27 protein-coding genes are annotated in these 26,365 nt (G+C 69.9%); 11 read left to right on the top strand and 16 right to left on the bottom strand.

What is annotated here, in order from left to right:
- Positions 1-283 precede the first annotated feature (283 nt).
- The 5 genes from J4030_RS03335 to J4030_RS03315 all read right to left on the bottom strand — a co-directional run bounded on the left by J4030_RS03335 (position 284) and on the right by J4030_RS03315 (position 2,998).
- Complete coding sequence (locus J4030_RS03335; protein WP_208047786.1) at positions 284-721, bottom strand: hypothetical protein; 438 nt, start codon at positions 719-721, stop codon at positions 284-286.
- 67 nt (positions 722-788) lie between these two features.
- A complete protein-coding gene (locus J4030_RS03330; protein WP_208047785.1) occupies positions 789-1,484 on the bottom strand; it encodes an anti-sigma factor in 696 nt (231 codons plus the stop codon).
- A complete protein-coding gene (locus J4030_RS03325) occupies positions 1,481-2,005 on the bottom strand; it encodes a sigma-70 family RNA polymerase sigma factor (protein WP_307864537.1) in 525 nt (174 codons plus the stop codon). The genes J4030_RS03330 and J4030_RS03325 overlap by 4 nt, the downstream gene beginning before the upstream one ends.
- Before the next feature lie 8 nt (positions 2,006-2,013).
- Complete coding sequence (locus tag J4030_RS03320; protein WP_208047783.1) at positions 2,014-2,496, bottom strand: hypothetical protein; 483 nt, start codon at positions 2,494-2,496, stop codon at positions 2,014-2,016.
- A 1-nt stretch (position 2,497) separates the two neighbouring features.
- The gene (locus J4030_RS03315; protein ID WP_208047782.1) at positions 2,498-2,998 is read right to left on the bottom strand and encodes a hypothetical protein; all 501 of its coding nucleotides are present in this window, start codon (positions 2,996-2,998) and stop codon (positions 2,498-2,500) included.
- A 238-nt stretch (positions 2,999-3,236) separates the two neighbouring features.
- Here J4030_RS03315 and J4030_RS03310 point away from each other — a divergent pair, with 238 nt between their 5' ends.
- Entirely contained in the window at positions 3,237-4,181 is a 945-nt protein-coding gene (locus J4030_RS03310; RefSeq protein ID WP_208047781.1) for a hypothetical protein, read from the top strand.
- A gap of 58 nt (positions 4,182-4,239) precedes the next feature.
- On the opposite strand, the gene J4030_RS03305 is transcribed toward J4030_RS03310, so the two are convergent.
- The 9 genes from J4030_RS03305 to J4030_RS03265 are packed head-to-tail and all read right to left on the bottom strand — an operon-like array spanning position 4,240 to position 12,156.
- Positions 4,240-4,581, bottom strand: a complete 342-nt coding sequence (locus J4030_RS03305) for a metal-sulfur cluster assembly factor (RefSeq protein WP_208047780.1) — start codon at positions 4,579-4,581, stop codon at positions 4,240-4,242.
- Entirely contained in the window at positions 4,578-5,051 is a 474-nt protein-coding gene (gene sufU / locus J4030_RS03300) for a Fe-S cluster assembly sulfur transfer protein SufU (protein ID WP_208047779.1), read from the bottom strand. Before sufU ends, J4030_RS03305 begins: the two co-directional genes overlap by 4 nt.
- The gene (locus J4030_RS03295) at positions 5,051-6,346 is read right to left on the bottom strand and encodes an aminotransferase class V-fold PLP-dependent enzyme (protein WP_208047778.1); all 1,296 of its coding nucleotides are present in this window, start codon (positions 6,344-6,346) and stop codon (positions 5,051-5,053) included. The genes sufU and J4030_RS03295 overlap by 1 nt, the downstream gene beginning before the upstream one ends.
- 5 nt (positions 6,347-6,351) lie before the next feature.
- A complete protein-coding gene (gene sufC, locus J4030_RS03290) occupies positions 6,352-7,113 on the bottom strand; it encodes a Fe-S cluster assembly ATPase SufC (protein WP_208047777.1) in 762 nt (253 codons plus the stop codon).
- A gap of 24 nt (positions 7,114-7,137) precedes the next feature.
- On the bottom strand, positions 7,138-7,476 hold the full coding sequence (locus J4030_RS03285; protein ID WP_208047776.1) for a non-heme iron oxygenase ferredoxin subunit: 339 nt from the start codon (positions 7,474-7,476) through the stop codon (positions 7,138-7,140).
- Complete coding sequence (sufD, locus tag J4030_RS03280; RefSeq protein ID WP_208047775.1) at positions 7,473-8,663, bottom strand: Fe-S cluster assembly protein SufD; 1,191 nt, start codon at positions 8,661-8,663, stop codon at positions 7,473-7,475. Before sufD ends, J4030_RS03285 begins: the two co-directional genes overlap by 4 nt.
- Positions 8,660-10,078, bottom strand: a complete 1,419-nt coding sequence (gene sufB / locus J4030_RS03275) for a Fe-S cluster assembly protein SufB (protein ID WP_208047774.1) — start codon at positions 10,076-10,078, stop codon at positions 8,660-8,662. Before sufB ends, sufD begins: the two co-directional genes overlap by 4 nt.
- A complete protein-coding gene (locus J4030_RS03270) occupies positions 10,075-10,926 on the bottom strand; it encodes a transcriptional regulator (RefSeq protein WP_307864536.1) in 852 nt (283 codons plus the stop codon). The genes sufB and J4030_RS03270 overlap by 4 nt, the downstream gene beginning before the upstream one ends.
- Positions 10,927-10,983: 57 nt before the next feature.
- A complete protein-coding gene (locus J4030_RS03265; protein ID WP_208047773.1) occupies positions 10,984-12,156 on the bottom strand; it encodes a glycoside hydrolase family 3 protein in 1,173 nt (390 codons plus the stop codon).
- A 176-nt stretch (positions 12,157-12,332) separates the two neighbouring features.
- Between J4030_RS03265 and J4030_RS03260 the strand changes: the two genes are divergently transcribed.
- From J4030_RS03260 to J4030_RS03250, 3 genes are read left to right on the top strand one after another with little or no spacing between them, the layout of a single operon-like run.
- Entirely contained in the window at positions 12,333-12,995 is a 663-nt protein-coding gene (locus J4030_RS03260) for an ABC transporter ATP-binding protein (protein ID WP_208047795.1), read from the top strand.
- Positions 12,992-13,741, top strand: coding sequence for an ABC transporter permease (locus J4030_RS03255; RefSeq protein ID WP_208047772.1), 750 nt, complete (start codon positions 12,992-12,994; stop codon positions 13,739-13,741). The genes J4030_RS03260 and J4030_RS03255 overlap by 4 nt, the downstream gene beginning before the upstream one ends.
- Positions 13,741-14,733, top strand: coding sequence for a heme A synthase (locus J4030_RS03250; RefSeq protein ID WP_208047771.1), 993 nt, complete (start codon positions 13,741-13,743; stop codon positions 14,731-14,733). Before J4030_RS03255 ends, J4030_RS03250 begins: the two co-directional genes overlap by 1 nt.
- A 42-nt stretch (positions 14,734-14,775) precedes the next feature.
- Here J4030_RS03250 and J4030_RS03245 read toward each other — a convergent pair whose 3' ends face one another.
- Complete coding sequence (locus J4030_RS03245) at positions 14,776-15,852, bottom strand: zinc-binding dehydrogenase (RefSeq protein WP_208047770.1); 1,077 nt, start codon at positions 15,850-15,852, stop codon at positions 14,776-14,778.
- Between the two features lie 80 nt (positions 15,853-15,932).
- Between J4030_RS03245 and J4030_RS03240 the strand changes: the two genes are divergently transcribed.
- Positions 15,933-16,718 (top strand): helix-turn-helix transcriptional regulator, encoded by a 786-nt coding sequence (locus J4030_RS03240; protein ID WP_208047769.1) that lies wholly within the window; start codon positions 15,933-15,935, stop codon positions 16,716-16,718.
- Positions 16,719-16,756: 38 nt separating this feature from the next.
- Here the strand turns inward: J4030_RS03240 and J4030_RS03235 are convergent, their stop codons facing one another.
- Positions 16,757-17,680: a heme o synthase gene (locus J4030_RS03235; protein ID WP_208047794.1), complete on the bottom strand. Its 924-nt coding sequence runs from the start codon at positions 17,678-17,680 to the stop codon at positions 16,757-16,759.
- 426 nt (positions 17,681-18,106) lie between these two features.
- On the opposite strand from J4030_RS03235, the gene tkt reads away from it, so the two are divergent.
- Genes tkt through pgl form a run of 6 tightly spaced genes read left to right on the top strand, consistent with a single transcriptional unit; the run spans position 18,107 to position 26,299 of the window.
- Complete coding sequence (gene tkt, locus J4030_RS03230) at positions 18,107-20,248, top strand: transketolase (protein ID WP_208047768.1); 2,142 nt, start codon at positions 18,107-18,109, stop codon at positions 20,246-20,248.
- A gap of 24 nt (positions 20,249-20,272) precedes the next feature.
- A complete protein-coding gene (tal, locus tag J4030_RS03225) occupies positions 20,273-21,406 on the top strand; it encodes a transaldolase (RefSeq protein ID WP_208047767.1) in 1,134 nt (377 codons plus the stop codon).
- Complete coding sequence (locus tag J4030_RS03220; protein WP_208047766.1) at positions 21,406-23,052, top strand: glucose-6-phosphate isomerase; 1,647 nt, start codon at positions 21,406-21,408, stop codon at positions 23,050-23,052. Before tal ends, J4030_RS03220 begins: the two co-directional genes overlap by 1 nt.
- Complete coding sequence (gene zwf, locus J4030_RS03215) at positions 23,049-24,593, top strand: glucose-6-phosphate dehydrogenase (RefSeq protein ID WP_208047765.1); 1,545 nt, start codon at positions 23,049-23,051, stop codon at positions 24,591-24,593. The genes J4030_RS03220 and zwf overlap by 4 nt, the downstream gene beginning before the upstream one ends.
- Positions 24,590-25,543, top strand: coding sequence for a glucose-6-phosphate dehydrogenase assembly protein OpcA (locus J4030_RS03210; protein ID WP_208047764.1), 954 nt, complete (start codon positions 24,590-24,592; stop codon positions 25,541-25,543). The genes zwf and J4030_RS03210 overlap by 4 nt, the downstream gene beginning before the upstream one ends.
- A gap of 3 nt (positions 25,544-25,546) precedes the next feature.
- Positions 25,547-26,299 carry a 6-phosphogluconolactonase gene (gene pgl, locus J4030_RS03205; protein ID WP_208047763.1) on the top strand — a complete coding sequence of 251 codons (753 nt, stop codon included), beginning with the start codon at positions 25,547-25,549 and terminating at the stop codon, positions 26,297-26,299.
- The last annotated feature ends 66 nt before the right edge of the window (positions 26,300-26,365 follow it).

The following is a 26,365-nucleotide window of genomic DNA, read 5'->3' as shown; positions in this document are numbered from 1 at the left end:
GTGCGCCGACAAGTAGGTGGTGCCGCTCGAGTCAGCCATCGCGGACGAGGCGGTCGAGAGGGGAATCGCCACACAAGCTGCTCCGGCAGCAGCCAAAGCGAGGGACTTCTTAACAGTCGACATGCGTAAACCCTTCCGTGATGCTCGATCGATGCCGGGATGGCATCGCCCATTCGAGGCATTCACAATGAAACCGTTCAGTTTTCTGCAGAGAACGTCGAAACCTCGCAAGGAGCTTCCAACCACGGTGCGGTACGAAGACCGCTTGCTTCGATCCTCATGCTCATCCGCCGCTGGCGGTGGATGCGTACGAGGTCGAAATTCGAGAGGTCGGCTGCGCCCGGTGGCGCAGGCCGACGATGGCTGCCACCACGACGACGGTCTCGGTGATCACCGAGACGACGCCCAGCGGCTCCAGCCAGTTGCCGACGTCGTCGGCGAGCATGGGGAAGGCGATCAAGCGGGTGGCCGCGTAGCCCACCACCGCGAGGCCGCAGGTGAGCACGCCGAGCGCGTAGACCGCCGAGCTGTCCCGCGCGAGCGCAGCAGCGGCGATGACGACGCAGCCCACGGTCAGCAGCACGAATAGCCACCCCATGTACGGCGCTTCGCGCAGATGCTCGCCGGTGACCGGGATGTGCGCCACGGCGGCGACGACGGCGAAAGCAGCGACGACCCACCGTGCTCGTGAGGCATGAGGTGAGGTGAGGAAGTGCTTCATGACGTTGCTTCCTTCCGGGTCGCTGTGCAAGGTGTTCGGAGCCGTCCCCGGGAGGGATTGGTCTACGTCACATATGAAGGCTGATGAGGCTGCGGTTGTCGGCGTCGAACAGGGTGAGCGCGGCGAGTCGTTGCCGGGGAACGTCGGTGGACGAGGTGAAGACCGCGTGACCGGAGTAGTTCGAGGACCACCAGCCGGCGGTGTGCTGAGATCCGTCGTCCGTGGTGACCACGAGACGACACCGCACGTTCTGCGGCACGCCGTCGACGCTGACGCGCAGGGAGGTGCCGGACCCGGCGTCCGTCGCGGTCACATGCATGATGACGGCACCCGATGTGGCCACCGCATTCACCGAGTCGGGGTGCTGCAACCGTTGCGCGGTGACGACCGCGCCACCGGCGAGCAGGACCACGAGCGCCGCCGCTGCGGCAAGCCACCAGCGAGCACCCCGCCGCGAGCGGCGCGCCCTCGTCGAGCCTGACACCGACGTCTCGTGGTCGTCGACCTGCTGCTGTTCGGTCGAGGCATCGACAGCCGCGGCGACCCGGTCGAAGAGGGCTGCGGGCGGCTGCGGCAGCGTGAGATCGCCTTCTGCCACGGCTGCGAGCCGGGGCACGATCGCTACGAACTCGGCGAGCTCGGCACGACACTCCTCACAGGTCTCCAGGTGCGTCTGCACGGCGATGTGATCGGCCGGCTCCAAGGCGCCGAGCGCGTACGCGGCCAGGTCGGCGCGTACCGGGTCGTAGGACCATCCGGTCATTGGGTCATCCCCCGTTCCATCAATGCCAGGTGCAAGGCCTTGAGGGCGTAGAAGGCACGGGACTTCACCGTGCCGACGGGGATCTGCAGGACGCGGGCCGCCTCGGCGACGGTGTGGCCCGCGTAGTACGTCTGCATGAGGACCTCCCGGTGTTCCGCGGAGAGCGCCGCGAGTGCGTCGAGGATGACGATCCGGTTCAGGCTCTCCTCGAGGTCGGTGTCGTCGGGCGTCGACATGAGGATCTGGTCGGCCCCCACGCCCGCTACCTCGTCCGGCCGAGCCTGCGACCTGCGGTGCTGGTCGATCGCGATACGGCGGGCGACGGTGAACAACCACGGTCGGATGCCCTGCCGCCCAGGCGGTTGCTCGGGCAGGTGCTGCCACGCCCGGACCAGCGTCTCCTGGACGATGTCCTCCGCGCGGCCGCGGTCGCCGGAGCACAGCTGGACGGCGAAGCCGAACAACGCCGACGCGTGCTGGTCGTAGAGCGCGCGCAGATCCGTGCGCTCCTTCGCCTGCACCGCGGGCCTCACCACCGTCGCGTTGCCGTCCTCGTTCGTAACCGGGACACGGTGTACCCGACCAGCAGCAGCAGGACCAGCGCACCGATGCTCTCCACCCAGACCGACTCCCAGTAGTCCGGCGCCTTGGTCGACTCGGTGAATCCGAACAGACCCCGCTTCGTCGTGATGACGAGGGCGGCGATCGTGCCCACCTGCATCAGGAACCCGACCAGCGCGGCCAGCGGCAGGATGCGGCGGGGTGCCACCAGCACCAGGAGAGCGAGCACGACGGCCGCGATGGCGTCGAGGAGGAAGAGCGGGCCGATCGTCTTGATGTCCCGGTATCCCTGATCCCACAGGTGGTAGTGCACCCAGCCGTTGCCGAGCAGGCCGGCCGCACCGAGGACCCGCAGGACGACGACGGTCAGGAACGAACCCGACCTTTCGCTCGCGCGATCGTGGCCGGCCGTGTCACCGGCGCCCGCGTGCACTCCCGGGGTGGCGCCCATCTCAGGCGACCTTGATCTTGACGTCCATACCGAGCATCTTGTGGTTGGCGACGGGACAGTTCACGTCGTACGTGCCGGATTTGAGGGTCACCGTGAGCGTGGCGGATTTGCCGGCGGCGATGTCCGAGGTGCTCTTGTCGACGCCCGGTCCGACGATCTTCAGAGCGTGGGTGGCGGAGCCGCCGTTCTTCACGTCGAACGTGTAGGTGCCTGGCGTGAAGGTCATGGTGCTGAGCTGGATCTTGAACTCGACCTCGTTGGCGGTGACCGTCTTGGTCGGACCCGCGGCAGCGGGCGCGCTCGACGACGACGAACCGGCCGCAGACGACGAGCCGGCGGACGACGAGCTCGACGATGGTGCCGAGGACGACGACGATGCCGACGACGAACTGGACGGCGAGCTGGAGGACGAGCTCGAACCGCCACCGCAGGCGGCGAGCGTCAGAGCCAGACCGGCGCCGGCGATCGCGACCATCGGGAAACGGGTAAAGGACTGGGACATGGGGCACTCCTACGATCGATGCGGTCTCTTCCGGACATCGGGCGAATCGGTGCCCGCACCTTCAGGTGCCGCTGCATCGCACGTCCGCTTGGTAGTACGGAGCGGACAGCGAAGTGGTTCACTTCACAGCCTCATTCTTTTCCCACGGCACCCATCCGCGCGACCTGAGAAGACCTCGGCACGCCGTACGAGTTCGCGCCCGGGAACGTGGTGTCATCGGAAGGTGACGATTCACGGGTTGTCCCGACGGGGGCTTGTAGGGGGTGCGTTGGGGGCGTTCGGCGCGGTCACCGCGACGGCGTGCGGCGCCCCGACCGCTGTCAGTCCTGCCGCCAGGGTGGTCAGCACTTCCCGGCCCGAGACCCCCAGCCCGAGCACCGCTGCGATGATCGAGCTGCCGGGCGGGGGTCGAACGATCTTCCCGTCGCGGTTCCTCTTCGGCTGGTGCGGGTCCCCCGGTGCACCGGCGCTGGGGCAGCTCGGCATCGGCGATCTGGACGTGCAGCTGGACCGGATGATGAGCGTCTGCCCCGAGTGGACCGTCGGCGGCCGAATCCTTCCGGTCGTCGAGCTCATCGCGACCGTCGTCCAGGCCGCACCCGGCCGGGACGGTCTCTTCCGCACCCGGGTGAGCGACGAGGTGATCCAGACCTGGCTGACGGCGGCGCGCACGCGGGGGGCCCTCTTACTGCTGAACATCCAACCCGGACGTGCGAGCTTCCTCGACGAGGCCATGGCGTACGAGCGCTGGTTGACCGAGCCGGACGTCGGACTCGCTCTCGACCCGGAGTGGTCGATCCGGCCGGGCCAGAAGCCCGGGGAGGTCTTCGGTTCCACGACCGGTGAGGTCGTGAACCAGGTCGCGGCCTACCTGTCCGGGCTGGTCAGCGCGCACCGGCTGCCGGAGAAGGCGCTGATCGTGCACGTGCTGCGGCCCTCGATCCTGCGCGACCCGCTCGCGCTACGACCGCACCTCGGCGTCGCGCTGGTGAAGTCGGTCGACGGGATCGGCGCCGCGGCCGACAAGACCGACACCTACCACCTGGTCATGAAAGGCACCCCGGCGTTCTTCCGGCCCGGTTTCAAGCTGTTCTTCGACGAGGACGCGAGGGAAGGGCCACTGATGACACCCGCACAGGTGCTGGCGCTCACTCCCCGACCGGACTACGTCCTGTACGAGTGACGAGCGCGGGCCCGAAGGACCCGCGCTCGTTACCTGTCGGCTGTTCGTCGGTGCCGGCTCAGACGTTGAAGCCGAGCGCCCGCAACTGCTCGCGGCCGTCGTCGGTGATCTTGTCCGGTCCCCACGGCGGCATCCAGACCCAGTTGATCCGGAAACTGTTCGTCAGGCCCTCCAGCGCGGCGCCGGTCTGGTCCTCGATCACGTCGGTGAGCGGGCAGGCGGCGCTGGTCAGCGTCATGTCGATGACCGCGTTCGCCTCGCCGTCGACGGTGATGCCGTAGACCAGACCGAGGTCGACGACGTTGATGCCCAGCTCGGGGTCGACCACGTCGCGCATGGCCTCCTCGAGATCGGCCACATTGGTCGGGCTGGCGGTGGGGGCTGGCGTGGTGTCCGTCATGAGTTACCTCCGGATGCGGGGACGGTCTGTAGGTCGGTGGTGCCGAGAACCTCGGCCTCGGTCAGTGCGGCGGTGTAGGCGCTCCACGGCAACAGCGCGCACTTCACCCGGGCCGGGTACTTCGCGACCCCGGACAGGGCGACGCCGTCGCCGATGACGTCCTCGTCGCCGGGGTCGGTCCCGCGGCTGGTCAGCATGGCCTTCATGGCCTCGTAGGTGCGCAGTGACTCCGAGACCGTCTCGCCGGTGACCTCCTCGGCCAGGATCGACGCGGCAGCCACCGAGATCGAGCAGCCGATCGCGTCGTACGACACGTCGCGCACCCGGCCGTCCTGCACGCTGACCCGCAGGGTGACCTCATCACCGCAGGTGGTGTTGACGTGGTGCACCTGGGCATCGAACGGCTCGCGCAGACCGGCGTTCACCGGTCGCTTGGAGTGCTCGAGGATCAGTTCCTGATACAGGTCCATCAGGCGGCTCCCGTCTCGAGGCCGAAGATCTGCGGCACCCGGTCGAGCGCGGTCGCGAAGGCGGCGACGTCGTCGAGCGTGGTGTAGACCGAGAAGCTCACCCGGGTGGACGCGGTGATCCGGTGGGCCCGGTGCAGCGGCCACGCGCAGTGGTGCCCGGTGCGGACGGCAACGCCGTCGTCGTCGAGGATCTGGCCGACATCGTGCGGGTGCACGCCGTCCACACTGAAAGCCACTGCGCCGCAGCGCTTCTGCGGATCTGTGGGACCGAGCACCGTGACCCAGGGACGCGTGGCGAGCTCCTGCAGCACGGCGGTGGTGATGACCCGGTCGTGCTCCAGCACGTCGGCCATCCCGAGGGCGCTCAGGTAGTCGCACGCTGCGCCCAGCCCAACGGCCTGGGCCGCGACCGGCACCCCGGCCTCGAACCGCTGCGGCGGCGCGGCGTACGTCGAGCCCTCCATCGTCACCAGCTCGATCATCGAACCGCCGGTCAGGAACGGCGGCATCGCCGCGAGCAGCTCGGCCCGGCCCCACAGCACGCCGATGCCCAGCGGGCCCAGCATCTTGTGGCCGCTGAAGGCGAGGAAGTCGACCCCGAGCGCCGCGACGTCGACCGGCAGGTGCGGCACCGACTGGCAGGCGTCCAGCACCACCAGGGCGCCCACCTCGCGTGCTGCCGCGACGAGCGTCTCGACGGGATTGATCACGCCGGTGACGTTGGAGACGTGCGCGAACGCGAGCACCTTGGTGCGCTCGGTCACGATCGTGCCCAGGTCGCTCAGGTCGAGCTCGCCGGTGCCGGTGACGGGGATCCAGCGCAGCGTCGCGCCGGTGCGACGGCACAGCTCCTGCCACGGCACCAGGTTGGCGTGGTGCTCCATCTCGGTGACCACGATCTCGTCGCCGGGACCGATCTTCAACCGGTCGGCGACCTGCGGGTCGGCGCCGTCGAGGGCACCGGCCGCGCCGGCATTGCTGAATGCGTACGCCACCAGGTTGAGCGCCTCGGTGGCGTTCTTGGTGAAGACGACCTCGTCCGGCTGCGCGCCGATGAACGACGCGATCGTGGCGCGCGCACCTTCGTAGGCGTCGGTGGCCTCCTCGGCGAGCTGGTGGGCCCCACGGTGCACGGCGGCGTTGTGGTGCTCGTAGAAGTCCCGCTCGGCGTCCAGCACCGCCGTGGGCTTCTGCGAGGTGGCGCCGGAGTCGAGGTAGACCAGCGGCTTGCCGTCGCGCACCGTGCGGGACAGCAACGGGAAGTCCTCCCGCACCTCGGTCGCGTCGAACGGCATGTCGATCAGGCCTTCGCTGCCGCGAGGTAGCGGTCGTAGCCCTCGTTCTCGAGGCGCTCGGCGAGCTCCGGGCCGCCCTCTTCGGCGACCTTGCCGTCGACGAAGACGTGCACGTGGTCGGGCTTGATGTACCGCAGGATCCGCGTGTAGTGGGTGATCAGCAGCACGCCGATGTCCGAGCCGGCCTTGGCCCGGTTGACGCCCTCGGAGACGATCCGCAGCGCGTCCACGTCGAGGCCGGAGTCGGTCTCGTCGAGGATGGCGATCTTCGGCTGCAGCAACTCCATCTGCAGGATCTCGTGGCGCTTCTTCTCACCGCCGGAGAAACCCTCGTTGACGTTGCGCTCGGCGAACGAGGAGTCCATCCGCAGGTTGTCCATGGCGCCCTTGACGTCCTTGACCCAGGTACGCAGCTTCGGCGCCTCACCGGACACCGCGGTCTTCGCGGTGCGCAGGAAGTTGGACACGGTCACGCCAGGCACCTCCACGGGGTACTGCATGGCGAGGAAGAGGCCGGCGCGGGCCCGCTCGTCGACGGTCATCGACAGCACGTCCTCGCCGTCCAGGGTCACGGTGCCCTGGGTCACGGTGTATTTCGGGTGACCGGCGATGCTGTAGGCCAGCGTGGACTTGCCGGAGCCGTTCGGGCCCATGATCGCGTGCGTGGCACCCGACTCGATCCGCAGGTCGACGCCCTTGAGGATCTCCTTGGCGCCCTGTTCGGTCTCGACCGTCACGTGCAGGTCGCGAATCTCAAGCGTTGACATATGTGTTCGGTGTCCTTCGATAGATCAGCTGGTGGGGACGGCCACGAACACGTCGTCGCCGTCGATCTTCACGGGGTAGGTGGCGATCGGTGCGATCGCCGGGAGGCTGTCGGGGTGGCCGGTACGCAGGTCGAATCGGGAGCCGTGCAGCCAGCACTCGATGGTGCAGCCGTCGACCTCCCCTTCCGAGAGCGACACGTTGGCATGCGAGCAGGTGTCGTCGACCGCGAAGACCTCACCGGTCTCGGTGCGCACCAGGGCCACCTCGTAGCCGCCGATGTCCGCGCGGGCAGGTTCGCCCTCGGCCAGCTCCCCCAGGGAGCAGACCCGCACGAAGTCCGCGGTCACGGCGTCACCGGTCATTCGCCGGCCTGCCTCAACTCGTCCTCGATCGCGGTCATCACGGTGTCGACGACCTCGGGAACGCCGATCTTGGCGACGATGTCGGCGAAGAAGCCGCGAACGACCAGGCGGCGCGCCTGCTCCTCGGGGATGCCGCGGGCCTGCAGGTAGAAGAGCTGCTCGTCGTCGAACCGGCCCGTCGAGGAGGCGTGGCCCGCGCCCTCGATGTCACCGGTCTCGATCTCGAGGTTGGGCACCGAATCGGCGCGGGCGCCGTCGGTGAGCACCAGGTTGCGGTTCAGCTCGTAGGTCTGGGTGCCCTGCGCCTCGGCGCGGATCAGCACGTCGCCGACCCACACCGTGTGGGCCGAATCCCCCTGCAGCGCGCCCTTGTACGTCACCAGGGACGTGCACCGGGGGGCGGTGTGGTCGATGAACGAGCGGTGCTCCAGGTGCTGGCCCTTGTCAGCGAAGTAGACGCCGAGCAGGGTCGCTTCGGCGCCCGGGCCGGCGTACCGCACGCCGGCGTTCATCCGGACGATGCCGCCGCCGAGGCTGACCGCGATGTGCCGGTACGACGCGTCGCGACCGACGAGCGCGTCGTGCTGGGACAGGTGGTTGGCCTCGTCGTCCCAGCGCTGCAGGCTGACGACCGTCAGGTTCGCGCCGTCACCGACGATCACCTCCACGTTGGCGTTGACGTCGGCGGCACCGGTGTGGTCGAGGATGACCATGCCCTTGCTCTGCGCACCGGCCTCGATGACCACGTGGCCGTTGGAGCGGGCGCCCGCGGCGGTGCCGTGGATGCCCAGCCGCAGCGGCTCGGCGTACTCCTGCTCGGCGGCGAGCTTCAGGTAGAGCGCCTTCGGGCTGTGCGCGTGTGCCACGGCGGCCGAGCGGTCGCCGGGGACGAGCGCCGTACCGCGCGGCGCCTCACCGGGCGCGAGCGGCTCGGCGAGCACGGAGCGGACCCCGTCCAGGTCGAGCTGCAGCGCGCCGCGGTCGCTGTCCTTGTCGGCGAAGAGGGCGGACAGCCGGTCCACCGGGGTGAAGCGCCACTCCTCCTCGCGGCCGTTCGGCACCGGGAAGTCGGCGACGTCGAAGGACGTCGTCCGCTCGGCGCGCGAGGTGTCCGGGATGACGGCGCCGCTGGCGACGGCCGCGGGGTCGGTGTGTGTAGTGGCTTCCGGGGTGAGCAGGGATGTCATCCAACGGCCCCTTCCATCTGGAGTTCGATCAGGCGGTTGAGTTCGAGCGCGTACTCCATGGGCAGTTCGCGGGCGATCGGCTCGACGAAGCCGCGCACGATCATCGCCATGGCCTCCTGCTCGGTCATGCCGCGGGACTGCAGGTAGAACAACTGCTCCTCGCTGACCTTGGAGACCGTCGCCTCGTGGCCCATCTGCACGTCGTCCTCGCGGACGTCGACGTACGGGTAGGTGTCCGAGCGGCTGATCTGATCGACCAGCAGGGCGTCGCAGACCACGCTGGACTTGGAGTGCTCGGCGCCCTCGAGGATCTGCACGAGCCCGCGGTACGACGTGCGCCCGCCACCGCGCGCGACCGACTTGCTGACGATCGAGCTGGAGGTGTGCGGCGCGGCGTGCACCATCTTGGAGCCGGCGTCCTGGTGCTGGCCCTCACCGGCGAACGCGATCGACAGCGTCTCGCCCCGGGCGTACTCCCCCATCAGGAAGACGGCCGGGTACTTCATGGTGACCTTCGAGCCGATGTTGCCGTCGATCCACTCCATGGTGGCGCCGGCCTCGCAGGTCGCGCGCTTGGTGACGAGGTTGTAGACGTTGTTCGACCAGTTCTGGATGGTCGTGTAACGAACCCGGGCGTTCTTCTTCACCACGATCTCGACCACGGCGGAGTGCAGGGAGTCCGACTTGTAGATCGGCGCGGTGCAGCCCTCGACGTAGTGCACGGACGAACCCTCGTCGGCGATGATCAGGGTCCGCTCGAACTGGCCCATGTTCTCGGTGTTGATCCGGAAGTAGGCCTGCAGCGGGATGTCGACGTGCACGCCCTTGGGGACGTAGATGAACGAACCGCCCGACCACACGGCGGTGTTCAGCGACGCGAACTTGTTGTCGCCGGCGGGGATCACGGTGGCGAAGTACTCCCGGAAGAGCTCCTCGTGCTCACGCAGCGCCGTGTCGGTGTCGACGAAGATGACGCCCTTCTCCTCCAGGTCCTCGCGGATCTGGTGGTAGACGACCTCCGACTCGTACTGCGCGGCGACGCCGGCGACCAGGCGTTGCTTCTCCGCCTCGGGGATGCCGAGCTTGTCGTAGGTGGCCTTGATGTCCTCGGGCAGGTCCTCCCAGCTGGTGGCCTGCTTCTCGGTGGACTTCACGAAGTACTTGATGTTCTGGAAGTCGATGCCGGTGAGGTCGCTGCCCCAGGTCGGCATCGGCTTCTTGTCGAACAGACGCAGCGACTTCATCCGCAGCTTGAGCATCCACTCCGGCTCGGACTTGCGACCGGAGATGTCGGCGACGACGTCGGTGGACAGTCCGCGCTTGGCGGTGGCACCGGCGGTGTCGCTGTCGGCCCAACCGAACTGGTAGCGCCCGATGTCCGCCAGACCCGGGTTCAGCTCCTCGATGGTGCTCATGATCGATTCCTCTCGCCGGTCGTGCGGGTGGTGGTGCCGTGTGTGTCGGTGGCGCCGCTCAGCGTGAACGCGGTAGGCGGCGGCGTGCTGGTCGGTACGAAGGTGGTGCAGACGTGCTCGCCGTGCGCCAGGGACGCGAGGCGCTGCACGTGCACCCCGAGCAGGTCGGAGAACATCTCGGCCTCCGTCTCGCAGAATTGCGGGTATCGGGTGGCGACGTGCTGCACCGGGCAGTGCCCTTGGCACAACTGCATGCCGGCGCGCGATGTTCCATCGCCCACGGGTCGGGTGCTCGCGGCGTACCCCTGCGTGGTCAGCGCCGCGGCCAGCGCCTCGACGCGGGCTTCCGGATCGGACCCTGCGGCCTCGATCGCCGGGCGGGCCACGGCGGCGAGCCGGTCGGCGCGCTCGGTAGCGAAGGTGCGGACCGCCTCGGGTCCGGCGGAGCGGGCGAGGAAGTCCAGTGCGGAGACGGCGAGTTCGTCGTACGCGCCGCGCAGGTGGGCGTGGCCGCCCTCGGACAGCACGTACGCGCGTGCCGGCCGGCCCCGGCCGCGGCTGCCCCGCAGCGGGGAGACGGCCTCGTCGACCAGGCCCTGTTCGGCGAGTACGTCGAGGTGGCGGCGTACGGCGGCCGGGGTCAGACCCAGCCGCACCCCGAGGTCGGCCGCGGTCAGGGGTCCGTGCTCGGAGATCTCCCCCAGCACCCGGTCACGAGTGCGCGCGTGATCGTGCGCGGGCTCGACGGCGTCCGTCGACGGGCAACTCTCGGCACCACCGGCCGGGCCGACGGAGCCGGCCCCGCGCATGGTGTCGAGCTCGGTATCGAGCTCGCCGGAGATAATCACCACACAAGTGTGACCTAATTGTCCCCGCCCTTCCTAGCCAGGGGGACCTAACCGATCTCAGGCGGTGCAGCCGTTCGCCAGCAGCCCCCGCTGCGACTTGCCCATGAGCACGTGCCACGCCGCGCTCTCGACGCGCGACTCCCACCACGGATCGGTCTGCGCGCGCTGCAGGATCGCGTCGTACATGGTGGGCAGCACCGACGGATTCACGGTCAGCACCAGGTCGACGCCGGCGTAGAGCGAGTTCACCGCGCGATTGGCCGCCGGCCACCGCCCCGGCTGCACCGCGTTGCCCACGTCGTCGGTCATGATCGGCCCGGCGAAGCCCGTGGCGGTCACGAGGCGGACCGCCTTGGTGGAGAAGACCGCGAGCGTGCTGGGGTCGATCTTGTCGTAGATGGCCGACGACATCATCACCGCCGTGACGCCCTGCTTGATGTCGGCCTTGAACGGATTGAGGTAGGGGCTGCTGGCGGTCGTGATGCGGTCGTGCACGCCGTACGACGTGTCGGTGTTCGCGGTCACCAGACCCAGTCCGGGGAAGTGCTTGGTGGTCGAGCCGACGTTGCCGGCGGTCATCCCCCGAAGGAAAGCCGTCGATCCGTCCGTCGTCTTGTACGACGTGTAGCCGTACTCGCGCTGGTAGACGCCGATCGGCGGGTTGTTGCGGGCAGCGGCCGCACTGGGCACCGTGTCGGCGACCGGCGCCAGGTTGAGGTTGACGCCGACGCCGGCCAGTTGCCGGGCCCAGGTGGTCGCGGAACTCTGCAGAGTCGAGGGCGACCACGAACCCTGGGTCAGCGCCGCCGGGATCCTGCTGAACCCGCTGCCCTGCAGCACCTGCACCGCGCCACCCTCCTGGTCGGTGGCGATGAACAGCGGTGTCTTCGCCGTGCTGGCGGCGGTCACCCGACTGCGCAGCGCCGCCGTGGTGCGGGCGGGGGTCGCTGTGCCGGATGTGCTGCGACCGCTGAGGAAGACGTTGCCGACGTGGTAGTCGGTGATCTGGTCCAGGACCTGACTGCTCGCGCCCGTCGCGGGGGTGCCGACCATGAAGAGCTGGCCCACCCGCTGCTGGAGCGTCATCGACTTCATCAACGCGTACGGGCTGCACACGGTCGCCGCCTGGGTCGCCGCGGTGGGGGCCGCGTGCGCCCCGGGTGCCAGGACGGTACTTCCGGCTGCCAGCGACGCCACCCCAGCCAGGATCATCGTGCTCGACCTGCGCATCACACATCTCCCTCGTCGAAAGGAGACGTGAATGCCCCCCTCCGGGGTCTACCACACGACGCCCGGCGAGACCACCGTCGAAGACCCACCTAAACTCATTCGTTGTGACCGTCGACGCCCCCGTGCAGATCAGGGACGTCTCGCACCGGTACGCCGGTCGGCCGGCGCTGGACGGGATGTCCTGGGACGCCACGGCCGGTCAGATCACCTGCGTCCTCGGACCGAACGGCGCGGGGAAGACCACGGTCATCGAGATGGCCGAGGGTCTGCGCCGCCCGCAGCAGGGCGACATCAAGGTGCTCGGCGTCGACCCCTGGCGGGCGCCCGCAGCACACCGCGCCCGGGTCGGCGTGATGCTGCAGGACGGCGGCCTCCCCGGAAGCGTGCGACCGCTGCGGCTCCTGGCGCACCTCGCCTCTCTCTACACCGTGGACGACCGCGCCGATCTGGTCGACACACTCGGCATCGAGGAGTTCGGCCACACCGCCACGCGCCGGCTCTCCGGTGGTCAGCGCCAGCGACTGGCTCTGGCCGCCGCTCTGGTCGGCCGCCCCGAGGTCGTCTTCCTCGACGAGCCGAGTGCCGGACTGGATCCGCACAGCCGCCTCGACGTCTGGGATCTGGTGCGCTCAGCGCGGGACCGCGGGTGCGCCGTCGTGGTCACCACACACTCCTTCGAGGAGGCCGAGCGGCTCGCGGACCGGGTGGTCGTCGTCGCGGCCGGCAAGGTGGTCGCCGACGGCACGGTCTCCGCCGTCTGCGCCGGAAACAGCGCGGACGGCGACGGCACGCTCGAGTCGGCGTACTTCGCCCTCACCCGGACGGCGCGCACCGCATGACCGACGCCGCAGCCCCCGCCGCACGGATCCGCGCCCAGGCCGGGTTCGAGAGCCGCACCCTGCTCACCAACGGCGAGCAGCTGCTCGTCTCCCTGGTCTTGCCCGCCCTCGCCCTCATCGGCCTCGCCGTCTCCAGCGCGCCCCACCTCGGCGCCGGACGCCGGATCGACCTGGCCGTGCCGGGGGTGCTCGCGCTGGCCGTCGTCTCGACGGCATTCACCGGTCAGGCCATCGCCACCGGCTTCGACCGCCGGTACGGCGTGCTGCGGCTGCTCGGGACCACGCCGCTCGGCCGGTCCGGGCTGCTCTTCGCCAAGGCCATCGCGGTGCTCGCCATCGTCGCGGCGCAGACCGTCGTCCTGGCGATCCTGGGCGCGATCTTCGGTTGGCATCCGGACGCCGGTGGCATCGTGATCGGGGTCGTGCTCCTGCTGCTCGGCAGCTGGGTGTGGGTGTCGCTCGCGCTGGCGCTCGCCGGAGTGCTGCGGGCCGAGGCGACGCTGGCCGTCGCCAACCTCATCTGGGTGCTCCTCGCGGCATTCGGAGGTCTGCTCGTACCCACCGATCGGTTGCCCGGCGGTCTCGGGAGCGTCGTTCGGCTGCTGCCGTCCGGAGCGCTCGGCGACGGCATGCGGGCGGCCCTCACCGGCCATGACACGAGCCTGGTCGGACCGGTGCTCGTCCTTCTCGTCTGGGGTGCGATCGGCTCGGCGCTGGTCGCCCGATTCTTCCGCTGGAGCGACTGATGACCGTCACGGCACGCACTCACCACGTCCGCCGGGGGTGGGTGACGCTCACCGACCTGCTCGCCCGGGTGCTCACACCACTGGCGTGGATCAACCTCGCCGTGGAGATCCTGATCGTCGGCACCGGCGGCCTCGTGCGGTTGTCCGGCAGCGGACTCGGGTGCCCGCGCTGGCCCGAGTGCGTGAACGGCTCCCTGACCCCTGTGCGGCACCAGGCGCAGGAGTGGCACAAGTACGTCGAGTTCGGCAACCGAATGCTCACGTCCCTGGTCAGCATTGTCGCGGTCCTGCTGATCCTGGCGATCATCGGCCATCGCCGTTCGTCCGCCTCCGACCGCCGCGCTCTGCTCCCACCCGCGCTCGGCGTCCTCGGCGGGATCGCCCTGCAGGCCGTCGTCGGCGGCATCTCGGTGCTGACCGATCTCAACCCGGCGATCGTGGCGCTGCACTTCCTCATCTCGATGGTCCTGGTCGCGACATCGGCGTGGGTGGTCTGGCAGCTGCGCGAGCACCGGCTGGTGCCGGTGCGCCGCGAGGTCAGGCTGCTCGGCGCGGGAACGGCAGCGGTCGCGGGCCTCGTGCTGATGCTCGGCACCGCGGTGACCGGCGCCGGCCCGCACTCGGGCGATGCCACCCACCCGGCTCGGTTCGGGTTCAGCCCGCGGTCGGCGGCCTGGCTGCACGCCGACATGGTGATGCTCTTCAGCGGGCTGGTCGTTGCGATGCTGGTCGCCACGTCGCTGGTCGGAGCGCGGACGGCGTTGCGTCGCTGGCGCCTGGTCGCCGTGATCACCGTCCTGCAGGGCATCGTCGGCTACACCCAGTACTTCCTCGGTGTCCCGGGCGCACTGGTGCTGGTGCATATGTTGATGGCATGTCTCCTGGTCGTCGCCCTGACCTGGGGGGTGCTGGCCCTGCACGCACCGACGTCGACGGCCCGTCCGACCCCGGCACCGAAAGCGTCGCGCACCAGCGCCCACCTGCCCGGCTGACCATCTCAGCCGATGGCGAGCACGCAGAGCAGTTGCTGCTGATCAAGGCGTGAGAGCCACGATGCTCAGTCCGTTAGTGGCCTCCGCGCGGGCCAGGACCGCGTCGGGGTCCTCGAGGTCTGCGGTGGCGACGTCGAGGGCGGTGAGGTCGATCGAGCCCGCTCGGACCTGGCGCCAGACCGAATAGGCGACCTCGTTGGAGGCCATCCAGGAGCCGCGCAAGGTGATCCGGCGATGCATCAGTTCGTCATAGGGAATCGGCAGGGTCTGTCGAACGCCGCCGAGGAGGACCATCGTGCCGTCGAGGCGCAGGACGTCGAAGCCCGCCATCGTGAGGTCCACGGTCGGGGCAGCGCCGAGTGCGTCGATGGTCACATCGGCATCCCCTCCCAGCGCATCCGCGATGGCCTCGCCGTCAGCCGCGCGATCGGCGACGGAACGGACAGTGCGTACCCGCGGGTCGAGTGCCGCGAGACGTTCCAGGCTCGCGGGGTTCCGACCGACGGCGACGATCGTGCCGGCCCCGCGGGCGAGTGCGAGCAGGACCACCGCTCCACCGAGCTGCCCGCTCGCCCCGGTCACCACGAGCCGGCCCCCAGGGCGCAGAGCACTGCGTTCCACGGCTCCGGCCGCGATGGTCAGCCAGGGCAGGAACGCCAGGCTCGCCGGGTGCGGATAGTGCTCGGCACCGGGCAGAGCCACCAGCGTCGACGCCGGCATCAGCGCGCGTTCGGCGAAGGTGCCCGTGCGCCATACCCGGCGCATCGCATCCGTGGCCGCCGAGGCCGCGCCCCGGCCTGCGATCCCGGTCCAGCCGAGGAGCACCTCCTCGGGATCGGCGAGCCGGCCGGTCTCCAGGAAGCCGGTGCAGAGGGCGATATCGCCGGGCCGCACCGTCTGGACGTCGTCGCCCACGTCCAGGACGCGACCGATGCCACCGATGCCGAGCACGGTCGGGGTCGCAATCCCGCCACGTCCGCCCATCGTGAGCACCCGGGTGTACGCCGGCACCTGCACGGCGCGCATCTGCAGCACCGCACCGCCGTCGCGAACCTTCGGATCCGGCACCTCCTGCAGGCGGAGACCGGCGTCGGTCGAATCGAGGATCCATGCCTTCATGCCCCGATTCTGAACGACCACCACCCTGGTATCCAGATCTGCTTCATACTGGTACTGCACGTACCAGTGACGAGGTGGAGATGGACGACTTGACCGACTCGTCCCGACGGCGGCACGAACTGGGTTCGTTCCTGCGCGCACGACGAGAGCGCACCTCACCGTCGGACGTGGGTCTTCCGCACTCACCACGGCGACGCACACCGGGACTGCGCCGTGAGGAACTAGCGAACCTCGCCGGGATCAGCACCACCTGGTACACGTTCTTGGAACAGGGCAGAGACGTGCGCCCCTCCACCCAGGTGGTGACATCGATCGCGAACGCCCTGAATCTGGGAGAGGCCGAACGGGCACACCTCCTCGCCATCGCCACCGACGAGAGTCGCCCGGCCGAGGATCTGGAGTATCTGGCGCCCGAGGTGGCCGACATACCGATGATGGTCGACCCGAACCCTGCCTACGTCACCGGGAGCAGCTACGACCTGCTGGCCTGGAACGACGCCGCGGCCCGGCTGTTCCCGGGCGCCACCGACACCGCCACCCCCAACCTCGCGCGGTGGATGTTCACCGACCCGGCCGCCCGCGAGGCGCTGCCCGATTGGACCCACGTCGCGCGGGGGCTGTTGGCGCGCCTGCGGGCCAACGCCGGCCGACACCCCGGCTCACCGCGGTTCCAGCGCCTCCACCGAGAGTTGTGCGCCGCGAGCCCTGAGGCGAAGGCCTGGTGGGTCCGGTACGACATCGCCACCAGCGGGGCGGGCGTCAAGCGGGTGCGCTCCCGCGACGGGCAGGAGAGACTCCTGACCTACGCCTCGTTCCAGGTGTCCGAGCAGCCCGAGCAGATCCTCACCATCTACCGGCCCGCCTGACAGTCACTGCTCTGCAGACGGCGTGGGTGGAAGGCCGCTCAGTGCCAGGGCAGGTGCAGCAGCGGGTCGATCGCGACCCCGAGGAAGACCAGCGTCAGATAGCTGATCGAGAAGTGGAAGACCCGCATCGGACGCAGCACGTCGTACGACGCCTCGGCCCGTGCGGCGCGGAGCAGGCGGTGCGCCTCGGCGAGGAAGAGCGCCCCGGACGCAGCAGCGACGACCGTGTAGAGCACGCCCATCCCGGCGACCGGGACGAGCACCAGGGAGGTGACCACGGTCGCCCACGCGTACCGCACCACCTGCACCGCGACGGCGCTGTCCCGCGCCACCACGGGGAGCATGGGCACGCCGGCGCTGGCGTAGTCGTCCTTGTACCGCATCGAGAGCGGCCAGTAGTGCGGCGGCGTCCAGAAGAAGACGACGAGGAAGAGCACGAGGGCCGGCCAGGCCAGGGAGTCGGTGACCGCCGACCAGCCGATGAGCACCGGCATGCAGCCCGCGACCCCGCCCCAGACGATGTTCTGGGAGGTGCGCCGCTTCAGGAGCAGCGTGTAGAAGCCGACGTAGAGGACGATCGCCCCGAGTGACAGGGCCGCCGACAGCCAATTGACCAGGAGACCCAGCCACAGCACGGAGGCGACGCCGAGCACGGAGGCGAAGACCAGGCCGGCACGGGGGCTGATCGCACCCGTGGCCATCGGGCGCCCCTCGGTGCGGTGCATCAACCGGTCGATGTCCCGGTCCAGGTAGCAGTTGAACGCGTTCGCGGACCCGGCCGACAAGGTGCCGCCGACGAGCGTCGCGAGGATCAGCCCGACACCCGGCACCCCGTGGTCCGCGAGGAACATCACCGGGAAGGTCGTCACCAGCAGCAACTCGATGATCCGCGGCTTGGTGAGCGAGACGTAGTCGGCGACAACGGCTCGCGTCGACCGGCGCGATCCCCCACCGTCCGGCACGGGCCCGCCGGCCGGTGCGTCCGATCCACCGACGGGGTGGACGTCCCGCGTGCGCTGCGTCGCTGCGTGCGGCGAGGTGGCGGTCACGGTGTCCTTCGCGGGGGTGCGGGTGGGAGTGGTCGGGCCGGGCGTCCTTCGGGGCCCGGTAGAGGTCTACGCAGGCCCACGCAGGTGCGCAGTGTCCCGGGTTCGATGGTAGACCCCGGGCCTTCGTGCCCGATCGGGCACCACTCCCCCTGAGTGTCCCCTGGGCAGCGCGATCGAGTTCGTGTCACCATTCCGACATAAATCAACATGATTCATCGTTATCGAACACAACGGGGTGGTTCGGCGAGGTGCGCAGGCAGCACCGCCCGGGTCTAGGCTCGCTGGCAGGAACGCCTCCGCACCCGTGTACGCACATCGAATCGAAGGAGCTGTTTTTTCGTGAGTACGGACACCGACACCCGCCGCGACCCCAGCCTGCCCCTGCCGAAGGCGGACACCGCCGGCTGGAGCGACATCGACGTACGCGCGGTCGACACCGTGCGCGTGCTCGCCGCCGACGCCGTGCAGAAGACCGGCAACGGGCACCCCGGCACCGCCATGAGCCTCGCTCCCCTGGCCTACCTGCTCTACCAGCAGGTGATGCGCGTGGACCCGAGCGACCCGGAGTGGATCGGCCGCGACCGGTTCGTCCTGTCCTGCGGGCACTCCAGCCTGACCCAGTACATCCAGCTCTACTACTCCGGCTACGGCCTGGAGCTCGACGACCTCAAGAAGCTGCGCACCTGGGGATCGAAGGTGCCGGGGCACCCCGAGTACCACCACACCGACGGCGTCGACATCACGACGGGTCCGCTCGGCTCGGGCATCGCGTCCGCGGTCGGCATGGCGATGGCCCAGCGCCGCCAGCGCGGCATGCTGGACCCGGACGCCGCCCCCGGCACCAGCCCGTTCGACCACCACATCTGGACCGTCGCCTCCGACGGCGACATGATGGAGGGCGTCTCCGGTGAGTCCGCGTCCCTCGCGGGCACCCAGGAGCTCGGCAACCTCATCGCCTTCTACGACCAGAACCAGATCTCCATCGAGGACGACACCGACGTGTCGTTCGGCGAGGACGTCGCGGCCCGCTACGAGGCGTACGGCTGGCACGTGCAGACCGTCGACTGGCGACTGGGCGCCTCCAGCAAGGGCGACGGCGACTACGTGGAGGACGTCGACGCGCTGCTGGCCGCCATCGAGGCCGCCAAAGCCGTCACCGACCGGCCCTCCTTCATCGCGTTGAAGACGATCCTGGCCTGGCCCGCTCCGAACAAGAAGGGCACCGGCAAGGCGCACGGCTCCGCGCTCGGCGACGAGGAGGTCGCGGGCACGAAGAAGCTGCTCGGCTTCGACCCGGAGCAGACCTTCGAGGTCTCCGACGAGGTCATCTCCCACGTGCGCAAGGCCAAGGACCGCGGCGCGCAGGCGCACGCGGAGTGGCAGAAGGGCTTCGAGTCCTGGCGCTCGGCCAACCCCGACGGCGCCAAACTGCTCGACCGTCTGGTCGCCCACGAGCTCCCCGAGGGCTTCGACGCGGCGTTCCCGACCTTCGACGCGGACGCCAAGGGCATCGCCAGCCGTGCGGCGTCCGGCAAGGTGCTCACCGCCCTCGCCGACGTGATGCCCGAGCTGTGGGGCGGCTCCGCCGACCTCGCCGAGTCCAACAACACCACGATGGACGGCCAGCCGAGCTTCATCCCGGCCAACCGCCAGACCGAGGCCTGGAAGGGCAACCCGTACGGGCGCACCCTGCACTTCGGCATCCGCGAGAACGCCATGGGCATGGCGCTCAACGGCATCGCGCTGGAGGGCCTGACCCGCCCGTACGGCGGCACCTTCCTCACCTTCTCCGACTACATGCGTCCTGCCGTCCGGCTCGCCGCGCTGCAGCGGATCCCGGTGACCTTCGTCTGGACCCACGACTCCGTCGGCCTCGGCGAGGACGGACCCACCCACCAGCCGATCGAGCACCTGGCCGCGCTGCGCGCCATCCCCGACCTCGCTGTCGTACGCCCCGGCGACGCCAACGAGACCGCGGCGGCGTGGAAGGCGATCCTGACCCGACGCGGCCCGGCCGCGCTGGCCCTGTCCCGCCAGGCGCTGCCGACGCTGGACCGGTCCGAGTACGCCTCGGCCGACGGCGTCGACCGCGGCGGCTACATCCTCGCGGACTCCGAGAAGGCCACCCCCGACGTCGTCCTGATCGCCACGGGCTCCGAGGTGAGTGTGGCGGTGGCAGCGCGGAAGACCCTGAAGGAGAAGGGCATCGACGCCCGCGTCGTATCCCTGCCGTGCCGCGAGTGGTTCTTCGACCAGGACAAGGCCTACCGCGACCAGGTGCTACCGCCGAGCGTGAAGGCCCGTGTCTCGATCGAGGCCGCGACCACCTTCGGGTGGCACGACCTCGTCGGTGACAACGGCGTCGCGATCGGCATCGACCACTACGGCGAGAGCGCCGACGGCGCGCTGCTCATGGAGAAGTTCGGCTTCACCAGCGAGCACGTCGTGCAGGCGGCCCAGGACGTTCTCAACTCACTCTGATCCGATTTTTCAGGAGGCATTTCGATGGCTGACACGAACGCACGAACCCAGGCACTGTCCGATGTGGGGGTCTCCATCTGGCTGGACGACCTGTCCCGCGGTCTGATCCAGTCCGGCGACCTGCAGAAGCTGATCGACGAGAAGAACGTCGTCGGCGTGACCACCAACCCGACGATCTTCGCCGGCGCGCTGTCGAACGGTGAGGACTACAACGAGCAGGTTCGCGAGCTGGCGGGTAACGCCGCCACGCTCGAGGACGCCACCTTCGACATCACCACCAGCGACGTGCGGCACGCCTGCGACATCATGAAGCCGGTGTACGACGCGACGGACGGCCAGGACGGCCGCGTCTCGATCGAGGTCGACCCGCGGATGGCGCACGACACCGAGGCGACCACCGCGATGGCCGACAAGCTCTGGAAGAGCGTCGACCGGCAGAACGTGATGATCAAGATCCCGGCGACCGTCGAGGGTCTGCCGGCGATCACGACCGCCATCGCGGCGGGCATCAGCGTCAACGTGACGCTCATCTTCTCCCTCGAGCGCTACCGCGGCGTGATGAACGCCTACCTCAGCGGGCTGGAGCAGGCCAAGGAGAACGGCCACGACCTGTCCAAGATCCGCTCGGTCGCCTCGTTCTTCGTCTCCCGCGTCGACACCGAGATCGACAAGCGGCTCGACGCGGCCGGCTCGGCCGAGGCCAAGGGTCTGAAGGGCAAGGCCGGCATCGCGAACGCGCGCCTGGCCTACCAGGCCTTCGAGGAGGTCTTCTCGACCTCGCGCTGGGAGACCCTGAAGAGTGCCGGTGCGCGCGTGCAGCGGCCGCTGTGGGCCTCCACGGGCGTGAAGGACCCGGCGTACAAGGACACGATGTACGTCGTGGACCTCGCCGTGAACGACGTCGTCAACACGATGCCGCCCAAGACCCTCGACGCGGTCGCGGACCACGCGGAGGTCGACGGCGACCAGGTCACCCCGCACTACGCCGACGCCAAGGCGATGCTTGATGCGCTCGAAGGCGTGGGCGTGAGCTACAGCGACGTCGTGAAGGTGCTCGAGGACGAGGGCGTCGACAAGTTCGAGAAGTCGTGGGCTGAGTTGCTGGACTCGGTGCAGGGTGAGCTGGACGCGGCGAACAAGGCCGGGGCCGCCTCGTGATGCAGAGCAGTTCCGCAGTCACTGTCGCCGCCGCGGGTGCCGCTGCCGACGCGGTGAGCGCCCATGTGCCGCAGCTGGTCGCCGACCAGGTCGCGAGCAAGCTCTTCGCGCAGGACAAGACCCTCTGGGGCAGCGCGGCCGAGGACGAGGCCGGGAAGCGGCTCTCCTGGGTCGGTCTGCCGCACTCCTCCCGGCCGCTCGTCGGGCAGATCGAGGGCCTGCGCAGCGAGTTCCAGGCGAAGGGCCTCACCCATGTCGTGCTCTGCGGGATGGGCGGCTCGTCGCTGGCGCCCGAGGTCATCTGCGAGACGGCCGGAGTGCCGCTGACGGTGCTCGACTCCTCCCAGCCCGACATGGTCCGCGCCGCGCTGCAGGACCGGCTCGAGCAGACCGTCGTCGTGGTGTCCTCCAAGTCGGGCTCGACCGTCGAGACCGACTCGCAGCGACGCGTCTACGAGAAGGCGTTCAACGACGCGGGCATTGACCCGACCGAACGCATCGTCGTCGTCACCGACCCGGGCAGCCCGCTCGACAAGGACGCGCGCGGCGCCGGCTACACCGTGGTCAATGCCGATCCCGATGTGGGCGGCCGGTATTCGGCGCTCACCGCGTTCGGCCTGGTGCCGAGCGGGCTCGCGGGAGCCGACGTGGGCGGTCTTCTGGACGACGCGGAGGCCGTGGCCGACCTGTTCGCCACGGACGACGAGGACAACCCGGCGCTGCGCCTCGGCGCCGTCCTCGGTGGCACCTCCCCGCTGCGCGACAAGGTGATACTGATCGACGCCGGCACCAAGAACGTCGGGTTCGGCGACTGGGCCGAGCAGCTGATCGCCGAGAGCACGGGCAAGGACGGCAAGGGCCTGCTGCCGGTCGTCGTCGGCACCACGTCCGTCGGCGGGCTGCTGGACGACGAGCTGGGCGTGCACCTCGTCGCCGGAGACGACGACTCCACGCCCCAGGGCGCGGCGGACGTCGCCGTCGGCGGATCGCTGGGTGCGTCCATGCTGCTCTGGGAGGCCGCCGTCGCGGTGGCCGGGCGCCTGATCGGGATCAACCCGTTCGACCAGCCCGACGTCGAGAGCGCCAAGGCCGCGTCCCGGGAGTTGCTCAGTGCGGGCACCGGAGGCGGTGACGCCCCGGCGTTCACGGACGGCTCCATCGAGGTCCGCGCGCTGGGCGGTGACTGGCTCGGCGATGCGACGGAGGTGTCCGCCGCGATCGACGCCCTGCTGGCGCAGCTGCCGCATCACGGCTACCTCGCCGTGATGGCCTACCTGGACCGGATCGCGGACAAGTCGCTGGCCGACGTACGCGTGGCCTTCGCTGCGAAGCTCGACCGCCCGGTCACCTTCGGCTGGGCGCCGCGCTTCCTGCACTCGACGGGTCAGTACCACAAGGGCGGCCCCGCGATCGGGGTCTACCTGCAGATCACGACCACCCCGCGGGAGGACCTCGCGGTCCCTGGGCGCGACTTCACCCTGGGTGAGTTCATCACCTCCCAGTCCGGTGGCGACGCCAAGGTGCTCGCCGACCACGGCCGGCCGGTGCTGCAGTTGCACCTGACCGACCACGACCAGGGCCTGACCCAGCTGACCCAGGCGATCTCACGGGCGACGGGCGCTCCGCAGGGAGGGTCTGCTTCGTGAGTCCCGCCCGCGTCGCACGCGGGATCAATCCACTGCGCGGCCCCGACGATCGGCGTCTTCCGCGGATCGCCGGGCCGTGCAGCATGGTGATGTTCGGCATCACCGGAGACCTCGCGCAGAAGAAGCTGCTGCCCGCCCTCTACGACCTCACCAACCGGGGTCTGCTGCCGCCGAACTTCACGTTGATCGGGTTCGCCCGGCGCGACTGGAGCCTCGCGGAGTTCACCGACGTCGTACGCCGCGCGGTGCAGGCAGGCGCCCGCACGCCCTTCCGCGAGGAGTCGTGGCAGGCGCTGGCGGACGGACTGCGTTTCGTCTCAGGCAGTTTCGACGACGAAGCCGGCTTCGACCGGCTCGCCGTCGAGGTGGCCAGGGCCGACACCGAGCGTGGGACCGACGGCAACCACGCGTTCTACCTGTCCATCCCCCCTGCCGCGTTCGGCGACGTCTGCAAGCAACTGGAGCGCAGCGGTCTGACGCGCCAGGACCCGAGCAGCTGGCGCCGGGTCATCATCGAGAAGCCGTTCGGTCACGACCTGGCCAGCGCCCGCGCCCTGAACGAGATCGTCGAGAGCGTCTTCCCTGCGGAGTCGGTCTTCCGCATCGACCACTACCTGGGCAAGGAGACGGTGCAGAACATCCTGGCGCTGCGCTTCGCGAACGGGATGTTCGAGCCGGTCTGGAACGCCAACTACGTCGACCACGTGCAGATCACGATGGCCGAGGACATCGGGATCTCCGGTCGGGCCGGCTACTACGACGGCATCGGCGCGGCGCGCGACGTCATCCAGAACCACCTGCTGCAGCTGCTCGCGCTCACCACGATGGAGGAGCCCAACTCCTTCGACGCGGACGCGCTGCGCGCCGAGAAGGAGAAGGTGCTGGCCGCCGTCCACAGCCCGGACGACCTGGGCCTCGCCACGGCCCGTGGGCAGTACGCCGCGGGATGGCAGGGCAGTCAGAAGGTGACCGGCTTCCTGCAGGAGGACGGCATCGACCCGGAGTCCACCACCGAGACGTACGCGGCCGTGAAGCTGCTCGTCGACTCGCGGCGGTGGGCCGGGGTGCCGTTCTACCTGCGCACCGGCAAACGACTCGGCAAGCGGGTCACCGAGGTCGCCGTCGTCTTCAAGCGGGCACCGCACCTGCCGTTCGCGGACACCGCCACGTCCGAGCTCGGCGAGAACGCGATCGTCATCCGGGTGCAGCCCGACGAGGGCATCACCATCCGCTTCGGCTCCAAGGTGCCCGGTGCCGGCTCCATGGAGGTGCGCGACGTGACGATGGACTTCGGGTACGGCAGCGCCTTCACCCAGGCCAGCCCCGAGGCGTACGAACGCCTCATCCTCGACGTGCTGCTGGGCGAGCCACCGCTCTTCCCACGCCATGCCGAGGTCGAGACGTCGTGGCGGATCCTGGACCCGATCGAACGCTTCTGGTCCCGAAAGGGCCGGCCGCAGTCGTACGACGCGGGCACCTGGGGACCGCCCGACGCCGACGCCCTGCTGCGCCGCGACGGCCGGGAATGGAGGATGCCGTGATCGTCACCCTGGAGGACACCGACACCCGCGCGGTGAGCAAGCGCCTTGTCGCCCTTCGCAACTCGGTGGGCGCGGTCGCGCTCGGCCGGGTGATGACGCTGCTGATCGTCACCGACGAGGACGGCGCCGAGAAGGCCCTGGACGCCGCGGCCGAGGCCAGCCGACAGCACCCGAGCCGGATCATCACCTTGATCCGGTCCGGCGGTCGCGGTGCGGCACGGATGGACGCGCAGATCCGCGTGGGCGGGGACGCCGGGGCGAGCGAGATCGTCGTCTGCCGACTCTATGGCGAGCTGGCCTCGCACAGCGAGAGTGTGGCTGTGCCGTTGATGCTCGCCGACTCCCCCGTCGTCGCGTGGTGGCCCGGCGTCTGCGACACCGACGTCGCCGGTTCGCCGATCGGGCGGATGGCGATCCGCCGGATCACCGACGTGTCCCAGTCGGGCAACCCCCCACGGGCGCTGCTCGCACGGCAGGAGCACTACGCCGCCGGGGACACCGACATGGCCTGGTCGCGAACCACGCGCTGGCGGGGTCTGCTCGCCACGGCACTGGACCAGCCGCCGTACGAGTCGGTGGAGTCGGTGACCGTCTGCGGCGCCCACGACTCGGCCAGCACGGACCTGCTCGCCGGGTGGCTCGCGGCGCGACTGCGCTGCCCCGTGCAGCGCACGAAGAGCGACGGCGGCTCGGGGATCCACAGCGTGCAGTTGGACCGCGCCAGTGGGCCGCTGCTGCTGACCCGCGCGTCGAAGCGCACGGCGCGCCTGACGCTGCGTGACCAGCCGGACCAGGTGGTCAGCCTGCACCGCTACGACACGGCGGAGTGCCTGGCCGAGGAGTTGCGTCGCCTGGACGCCGACGCCGTCTACCGCGAGGCCCTCGTCGTCGGCATGCCGCAGGTCGCCGGTGCCGCCGGCGGCCGTCGACCCTCCCGATCGAAAGGGTGACCGATGAGTGAACCGCAGTTCGTCGTCCACGACACCAAGCAGGACCTGAGTGCCGCCGTCGCCCGACGCCTCGCCGAGGAGATCGTCGCGGCGCAACGGGCGCGCGGCGTCGCGCACCTGGTGCTCACCGGCGGGTCGATGGGCGGCGGCACCCTCGCCGGCCTGCGCGACCAGCACGGACCCGAGATCGACTGGTCGAGCGTGCACTTCTGGTGGGGCGACGAGCGGTTCGTCCCGCTCGGCGACAAGGACCGCAACGACGTCGAGGCCCGGGACGCCCTGCTGGACCACATCGACGTACCGGACGGCAACGTGCACGTGATGGCGCCCTCCGGCGGGCCCGTCGGTGACGATCTCGACGCGGGCGCCGCGGCGTACGCGCAGGAGCTCGCCCGGTACGCCGCACCGAGCGCCGACGTGCCCGCCTTCGACGTGCTGATGCTCGGCGTCGGGCCCGATGCCCACATCGCCTCGCTCTTCCCGCAGCACCCGGCGCAGCGGGACACCGGCGCCTCCGCGATCCCGGTGCGTGAGTCGCCCAAGCCGCCGCCGCTACGGATCAGCCTCAGCTACCCGGCGATCAACGCTGCCCGGCAGGTGTGGTTCCTGGTGTCCGGCGAGGAGAAGGCGCAGGCCGTCGCGCACGCCACGTCCTCCGGCGCCGACCCGTGGGACTACCCGGCGAGCGGAGCCCACGGCAGCGACGCCACCATCTGGTGGCTCGACACGGCCGCGGCGTCGCAACTGCCCTCCTGAGACCAGTGTGGGGTCGTAGCGCGCTCTGTACGGCGCGCCACGACACCACACTCTGAGCTGCGAGGG

Origin of the sequence: Allobranchiibius sp. CTAmp26 (assembly GCF_017565405.1) — a bacterium.
GTDB lineage: Bacteria > Actinomycetota > Actinomycetes > Actinomycetales > Dermatophilaceae > Allobranchiibius.
Note: the sequence above shows the minus strand (reverse complement) of the source record. Positions and strands in the feature narration are given on the sequence as shown.

Excerpts from the sequence above, each read along its gene's own strand:
- J4030_RS03305 (WP_208047780.1), bottom strand. The coding sequence starts at position 4,581 with ATGACGGACACCACGCCAGCCCCCACCGCCAGCCCGACCAATGTGGCC.
- J4030_RS03320 (WP_208047783.1), bottom strand. The coding sequence starts at position 2,496 with ATGGGCGCCACCCCGGGAGTGCACGCGGGCGCCGGTGACACGGCCGGC.
- J4030_RS03265 (WP_208047773.1), bottom strand. The coding sequence starts at position 12,156 with ATGCGCAGGTCGAGCACGATGATCCTGGCTGGGGTGGCGTCGCTGGCA.
- J4030_RS03285 (WP_208047776.1), bottom strand. The coding sequence starts at position 7,476 with ATGACCGGTGACGCCGTGACCGCGGACTTCGTGCGGGTCTGCTCCCTG.
- J4030_RS03250 (WP_208047771.1), top strand. The coding sequence starts at position 13,741 with ATGACCGTCACGGCACGCACTCACCACGTCCGCCGGGGGTGGGTGACG.
- J4030_RS03240 (WP_208047769.1), top strand. The coding sequence starts at position 15,933 with ATGGACGACTTGACCGACTCGTCCCGACGGCGGCACGAACTGGGTTCG.
- J4030_RS03330 (WP_208047785.1), bottom strand. The coding sequence starts at position 1,484 with ATGACCGGATGGTCCTACGACCCGGTACGCGCCGACCTGGCCGCGTAC.
- J4030_RS03220 (WP_208047766.1), top strand. The coding sequence starts at position 21,406 with ATGCAGAGCAGTTCCGCAGTCACTGTCGCCGCCGCGGGTGCCGCTGCC.
- sufD (WP_208047775.1), bottom strand. The coding sequence starts at position 8,663 with ATGACATCCCTGCTCACCCCGGAAGCCACTACACACACCGACCCCGCG.
- J4030_RS03335 (WP_208047786.1), bottom strand. The coding sequence starts at position 721 with ATGAAGCACTTCCTCACCTCACCTCATGCCTCACGAGCACGGTGGGTC.
- sufB (WP_208047774.1), bottom strand. The coding sequence starts at position 10,078 with ATGAGCACCATCGAGGAGCTGAACCCGGGTCTGGCGGACATCGGGCGC.
- J4030_RS03315 (WP_208047782.1), bottom strand. The coding sequence starts at position 2,998 with ATGTCCCAGTCCTTTACCCGTTTCCCGATGGTCGCGATCGCCGGCGCC.
- J4030_RS03260 (WP_208047795.1), top strand. The coding sequence starts at position 12,333 with ATGTCCTGGGACGCCACGGCCGGTCAGATCACCTGCGTCCTCGGACCG.
- sufU (WP_208047779.1), bottom strand. The coding sequence starts at position 5,051 with ATGGACCTGTATCAGGAACTGATCCTCGAGCACTCCAAGCGACCGGTG.
- J4030_RS03245 (WP_208047770.1), bottom strand. The coding sequence starts at position 15,852 with ATGAAGGCATGGATCCTCGATTCGACCGACGCCGGTCTCCGCCTGCAG.
- tal (WP_208047767.1), top strand. The coding sequence starts at position 20,273 with ATGGCTGACACGAACGCACGAACCCAGGCACTGTCCGATGTGGGGGTC.
- J4030_RS03295 (WP_208047778.1), bottom strand. The coding sequence starts at position 6,346 with ATGCCGTTCGACGCGACCGAGGTGCGGGAGGACTTCCCGTTGCTGTCC.
- J4030_RS03255 (WP_208047772.1), top strand. The coding sequence starts at position 12,992 with ATGACCGACGCCGCAGCCCCCGCCGCACGGATCCGCGCCCAGGCCGGG.
- sufC (WP_208047777.1), bottom strand. The coding sequence starts at position 7,113 with ATGTCAACGCTTGAGATTCGCGACCTGCACGTGACGGTCGAGACCGAA.
- pgl (WP_208047763.1), top strand. The coding sequence starts at position 25,547 with ATGAGTGAACCGCAGTTCGTCGTCCACGACACCAAGCAGGACCTGAGT.